Annotated in this window: 7 protein-coding genes; 6 read left to right on the plus strand and 1 reads right to left on the minus strand. The window is 61.8% G+C overall.

The window, feature by feature from the left end; all coding sequences use genetic code 11:
• Nucleotides 1-787: CoA transferase (locus JOY90_RS08115; RefSeq protein WP_291690625.1), on the plus strand; the 787-nt coding region annotated here is incomplete at its 5' end.
• Nucleotides 788-1,048: 261 nt separating this feature from the next.
• On the opposite strand, the gene JOY90_RS08120 is transcribed toward JOY90_RS08115, so the two are convergent.
• Nucleotides 1,049-1,243 carry a helix-turn-helix domain-containing protein gene (locus JOY90_RS08120; protein ID WP_291690626.1) on the minus strand — a complete coding sequence of 65 codons (195 nt, stop codon included), beginning with the start codon at nt 1,241-1,243 and terminating at the stop codon, nt 1,049-1,051.
• Between the two features lie 396 nt (nt 1,244-1,639).
• On the opposite strand from JOY90_RS08120, the gene JOY90_RS08125 reads away from it, so the two are divergent.
• From JOY90_RS08125 to JOY90_RS08145, 5 genes are all read left to right on the plus strand, one after another.
• On the plus strand, nt 1,640-2,965 hold the full coding sequence (locus JOY90_RS08125) for an ABC transporter substrate-binding protein (RefSeq protein WP_291690627.1): 1,326 nt from the start codon (nt 1,640-1,642) through the stop codon (nt 2,963-2,965).
• Between the two features lie 83 nt (nt 2,966-3,048).
• Nucleotides 3,049-3,993 (plus strand): carbohydrate ABC transporter permease, encoded by a 945-nt coding sequence (locus JOY90_RS08130; RefSeq protein WP_291690628.1) that lies wholly within the window; start codon nt 3,049-3,051, stop codon nt 3,991-3,993.
• Complete coding sequence (locus tag JOY90_RS08135) at nt 3,990-4,940, plus strand: carbohydrate ABC transporter permease (protein WP_291690629.1); 951 nt, start codon at nt 3,990-3,992, stop codon at nt 4,938-4,940. The genes JOY90_RS08130 and JOY90_RS08135 overlap by 4 nt, the downstream gene beginning before the upstream one ends.
• Complete coding sequence (locus JOY90_RS08140; RefSeq protein ID WP_291690630.1) at nt 4,937-5,137, plus strand: hypothetical protein; 201 nt, start codon at nt 4,937-4,939, stop codon at nt 5,135-5,137. Before JOY90_RS08135 ends, JOY90_RS08140 begins: the two co-directional genes overlap by 4 nt.
• A 4-nt stretch (nt 5,138-5,141) precedes the next feature.
• Nucleotides 5,142-5,278 (plus strand): ATP-binding cassette domain-containing protein (locus JOY90_RS08145; RefSeq protein ID WP_367276895.1); only part of this gene is annotated, 137 nt, incomplete at its 3' end.

Genomic DNA, 5,278 nt, shown 5'->3' on the forward strand with positions numbered 1-5,278 from the left:
GAGCTTCGAGCCGATCGCACAGGCCATGGGCGGGGCGATGAGTGTCACCGGCTTCCCGGAAAATCCGCCGACCTACATCTATCCGGCGATCGGGGATTCCGGCACCGGCATGCACATGGCGATCGGCATTTTGGCCGCGCTGCAGCAACGCCATGCGACCGGCCGCGGCCAGCAGGTCGAGGTGTCCATGCAGGACGCGGTCGTCAACCTGGTGAGGGTGAGCCTGCGCGATCATCAGCGGTATGGCCATGCGATGCCACGTAACGGCAATCAACTCGGGCGCAACGTGCCCGGCACGACCTATCCCTGCGCGCCGGGCGGCCCGAATGACTACGTCTTCCTCTATGCGCAGCCGCAGATGTGGCCGGCAGTGGCGAAGGTGCTGGGGCAGCCGGAGTTGACCGAGGACGCGCGCTTCAAAACCGTGGAAGCGCGCTGGGATCATCGGGCCGAACTCAATGCCATCGTCGAGGCGTGGACGCGCCAGCGCGGCAAGCACGAAGTCATGCGCCTGATGGGGGATGCGGGCGTTCCCTGCGGCGCCTGCCAGGACACCGGCGAGGTACTGGCCGATCCGCATCTCAAGGCGCGCGAGATGATCGTCGACGTGGACTACCCGACCCGCGGCACCTATCAGACGGTCGGCTGCCCGATCAAACTGTCGGATTCACCCGTCGCGGTCAGCCGACCGCCGCTGCTGGGGGAGCACACCGACGTGCTGCTTGGAGCCCTGTGCGGGGTCGAGCCCGATGAAGCGGAACGCCTGCGCCAGGAGGGGGTCGTCTAGCGCGCATGACCTTCCCGGCCCGGCTGACGCCCGAGCCGCTGTTTCTGCGAAAGCCGTCAATGATTTCGCCAGCGATCAGGTAGCCGACCGCCTCGCTCTGGTGCGTGATCAGGTCGATCTTCTCGCCGCCAGGAACGACGACGTGGATATTGGCTTCCAGCAGGTTTCCAGCCGCGACCGGTGCCAAACGCTCGTAGGTCACGCCTGTTCCGCCCCGCAACGCATCGGTCGTCACTTTGAGGCGGTCCTCCGGTTTCTGCATCATCTTGTGATCCTCGATGGCAGGCCGAAGAACGAAGCCATGTCGCGATCGAGCGCCGTGACCAGCTTGTCCAGCATCGGCAGCGACGGCAGGACTTTGCCCGCCTCGATCTTCGAGATCATGCTCTCGTCGCAGCCGACCGCCTCGGCGAGATCGCGCATGCGCATGCCGCGCAGGATCCGGGCATGACGCAAGGAGCGTGTCGGGATGGGTATTTCATAAATCCACTTGCCATTCCCTTCGTGCTTGAAATTCACGTGAATTTCTATCCTTTTGACGGTGTGGCGCGGCGGCCGCCATCGCGAGACGGCGAGCTGAATTACTGAACAAATTCAGATTCCTTGTCCCGGCTCTCTTCTCGCGAAAAGCGCTCAATTGAGCTCCCGGAGCGGAGCAACGGCCTTACTCGACGACCGAGACGTGGCATCTCTTGACAGTGACGATGTTTAGTGAAATCTTTTCACTTAACAATAACACTAAACAACGTTTCCGTGACTTCGACTTCAGTGAAGGCCGGACTGATCTGCGTGCACGACGAAGCGTGACCGGCAGGCAAGCGGGCGATCGCCTGCGACAACAGGGAGGTTGTAATGATCCGAACGATGCGTGCGTTGGGGGCGGCGGCGGTTCTCGTCGCCTCATGTCTCGGTGGCCAGGCTCCCGCCTCGGCCAAGCAATTGACGTTGTGCTGGGCCGCCTGGGATCCGGCCAACGCCTTGGTGGAGCTTTCGAAGGACTTCACCGCCAAGACCGGTATCGACATGAAATACGAGTTCGTTCCCTGGACGAGCTATGCGGACCGCTTCCTGAACGAGCTCAACTCGAAGGGCAAACTGTGCGATCTCATCATCGGCGACAGCCAGTGGATCGGCGGTGCCGCGGAGAACGGTCATTACGTCAAGCTGAATGATTTCTTCAAGAAGGAAGGAATCACGATGGACGATTTCATGCCCGCGACCGTGGTCGGCTATTCGGAATGGCCGAAGAACACGCCGAACTATTGGGCCCTCCCGGCGATGGGCGACGCGATCGGCTGGACCTATCGCAAGGATTGGTTCGGCAGGCCGGAAATCCAGGCCGAATTCAAGAAGAAATACGGCCGCGACCTCGCGCCGCCCGAGACCTGGGACCAGCTCAAGGAGATCGCCGAGTTCTTCCAGGGCCGCGAGATCGACGGCAAGAAGGTCTACGGCGCCTACATCTACACCGAGCGCGGCTCCGAGGGCATCACGATGGGCGTGACCAACGCGCTCTATGATTGGGGATTCGAATACGACAACCCGAAGAAGCCCTATGAGATGCAGGGTTTCGTCAACTCGCCGGAGGCGGTCAAGGCGCTCGAGTTCTACAAGTCGCTGTACAAGTGCTGCACGGCGCCCGGCATGAGCAACGCCTACATGTCCGAAGGGCTCGATGCCTTCAAGTCCGGACAGGTCGCGATGCAGATGAACTTCTTCGCGTTCTTCCCCGGTCTCTACAAGGACCCCAATGTCGGCGGCGACAAGATTGGCTTCTTCGTCAATCCGAAGGAGAAGTACCACTACACCCAGCTCGGCGGACAGGGCATCTCGGTCGTCTCCTATTCGCCCAATCGCGATGACGCGCTGGCCTACATCAAATGGTTCGCGCAGCCCGACATCCAGAAGAAATGGTGGGCGCTCGGCGGTTACTCCTGCCACAAGGCGGTGCTGAACGATCCCGGCTTTCCGAAGAGCGCGCCGTTTGCGGCCGACTTTCTGAAGTCGATGGATATCGTGAAGGACTTCTGGGCGGAGCCTGCCTATGCCGAGCTGCTGCTCGACATGCAGAAGCGCGTCCACGACTACGTCGTCGCCGACAAGGGCACGGCGCAGGAGGCGCTCGACCTGCTGGTCAAGGATTGGCAGAAGGTGTTCAAGGAGGAGGGTAAGATCTAGCCTTGATCCTTCATCGAGTCTCCCGGCTCGGCCGGGAGACTTCCGCCCCGGCCAAGTCGTAGTCCGTGAACGATAGGATGACCATGAGCACGCTAGCCGAACGGGCCGTTGCCCGGACCCCGCGCCGACTGGCGTCGCGGCTCGGCGGTCTGTCGGACCGGGCCATCGCCTGGCTGTTCATCACGCCGTCGGTGCTGCTCCTGCTCGCGATCAACATCTTTCCGCTGCTGTGGACCATCCAGCTGTCGTTCACCAATTATCGCGCCAATCGCCCGAACGCGCCGCTCCGATACATCGGCCTCGATAATTATCGCGACATTCTCGCCGATGCCGACGTCTGGCATGCCATGCAGGCGACCGCGCATTTCGTGCTGTGGTCGATCGGTCTAGAAATGCTGCTCGGCTTTGGGCTGGCGCTCCTGATCAACCGGCGCTTCCGCGGCCACAGCTTCTGGACCACGATGATCCTGTTGCCGATGATGCTGTCGCCAGCGGTGGTCGGCAATTTCTGGACCTTTCTGCTGCAGCCGCAGATCGGCCTGTTCAACAGCGCGGTCGCGTTCTTCACCGGCGCCGACCCCTCTTCGTTCCAGATGATCGGCGACGTGGCGCTGGCGCCCTGGTCCATCATCATGGTCGATACCTGGATGTGGACGCCCTATGTGATGCTGATCTGCCTCGCCGGTCTGCGTTCCATCCCCGACTACATCTACGAGGCCACCGAGGTCGATCGCGCCTCGCCCTGGCGCCAGTTCTGGTCGATCACGCTGCCGATGGTGATGCCGTTTCTGATTCTCGCGATCCTGTTCCGTGCCATCGAGAACTTCAAGATGTTCGACATGGTCAATCTGCTGACCTCGGGCGGCCCTGGCTCGACCACGGAAGTGGCCTCCATCACCCTGAAACGCGAGGCCTTCGAGAAATGGCGTACCGGACATTCGTCGGCGCTGGCGATCATCCTGTTCGTCACGGTGTTCGGCGCCGCCAATATCTACGTCCGTGCGCTTGATCGGGTGAAGCAACGATGAGCACCGTCACCGCCCATTCCGTGGCCGAGCCGTCGTCGCTGTCCAAGACGATCGGCGCCATCATCGTCTCGGCTTATGCGATCGTCACGATTCTGCCGCTGGCATGGATTTTCCTGACCGGCTTCAAGACTCCGACGGACGCGATCTCCTACCCGCCGAAAATCATCTCCGAGCCGTCGCTCGAGGGCTATGTCAACCTGTTCACGACGCGCACGCGGCAGACGCCGGACTTCCTGGCGAGTCTGCCGGCACCGCAAACCTGGTACGAGCGGCTGGTGCGTTCGCGCAACATGGTGATCGCCGGCCCTTCGAAGGTGGTGCCGCGCTTCGTCAACTCGATGGTGATCGGCTTCGGCTCGACCTTCCTTGCGGTGTGCCTCGGCACGATCGCAGCCTATGCGTTCTCACGCTTCCGCGTGCCGCTCGCCGACGATCTGCTGTTCTTCATCCTCTCGACCCGGATGATGCCGCCGATCGCGGTCGCGATCCCGATCTATCTGATGTTCCGCAATCTCGGGCTGACCGACACCAAGCTCGGCATGATCCTGCTCTATACCGCCGTCAACGTCTCGCTCGCGGTGTGGCTGTTGAAGGGATTCATGGACGAGATCCCGCGCGAATATGAGGAGGCCGCAATGGTCGACGGCTATACCCGTCTGCAGGCCTTCTTCAAGGTGGTGCTGCCGCAGGCCACGACCGGGATCGCCGCGACTGCAATCTTCTGCCTGATCTTTGCCTGGAACGAATATGCGTTCGCAGTGCTGTTGACCAGCGGCGACGCTCAGACCATGCCGCCTTTCATTCCTTTCATCATCGGCGAGGGCGGCCAGGATTGGCCGGCCGTCGCCGCCGCGACGACCCTGTTCTTCCTGCCGATCCTGCTCTTCACCATTCTGCTGCGCCGCCATCTGCTGCGCGGCATCACCTTCGGGGCGGTGCGCAAATGAGCGGGCAGGTCGGGCGAGTGCTGCAATTTCCACGCTGGCTGCGCCGCGGCCCGTGCGAAACCGTCGCCATGACACTGATCGGGCTCGGTGTCGTGATGCTGATGCAGCCGCTCTCGCTGGACTTGTACAGCTATTCCTTCGTTACGATCCTGGTGGGCACGCTGGGTTTCGTGATCGTCAGCCACTTTCCGGATTAGCGCCATGGCCGAGATCAGGCTCGAATCCGTTGCCAAGACGTTCGGAACGTTTGCCGCCGTGAAGGGAATAGACCTCACGGTGGATCACGGATCGTTCTTCGTCATTCTCGGTCCATCCGGATGCGGCAAGACCACGACCTT

It is taken from the genome of Bradyrhizobium sp. (assembly GCF_019242285.1).
Lineage (GTDB): Bacteria > Pseudomonadota > Alphaproteobacteria > Rhizobiales > Xanthobacteraceae > Bradyrhizobium.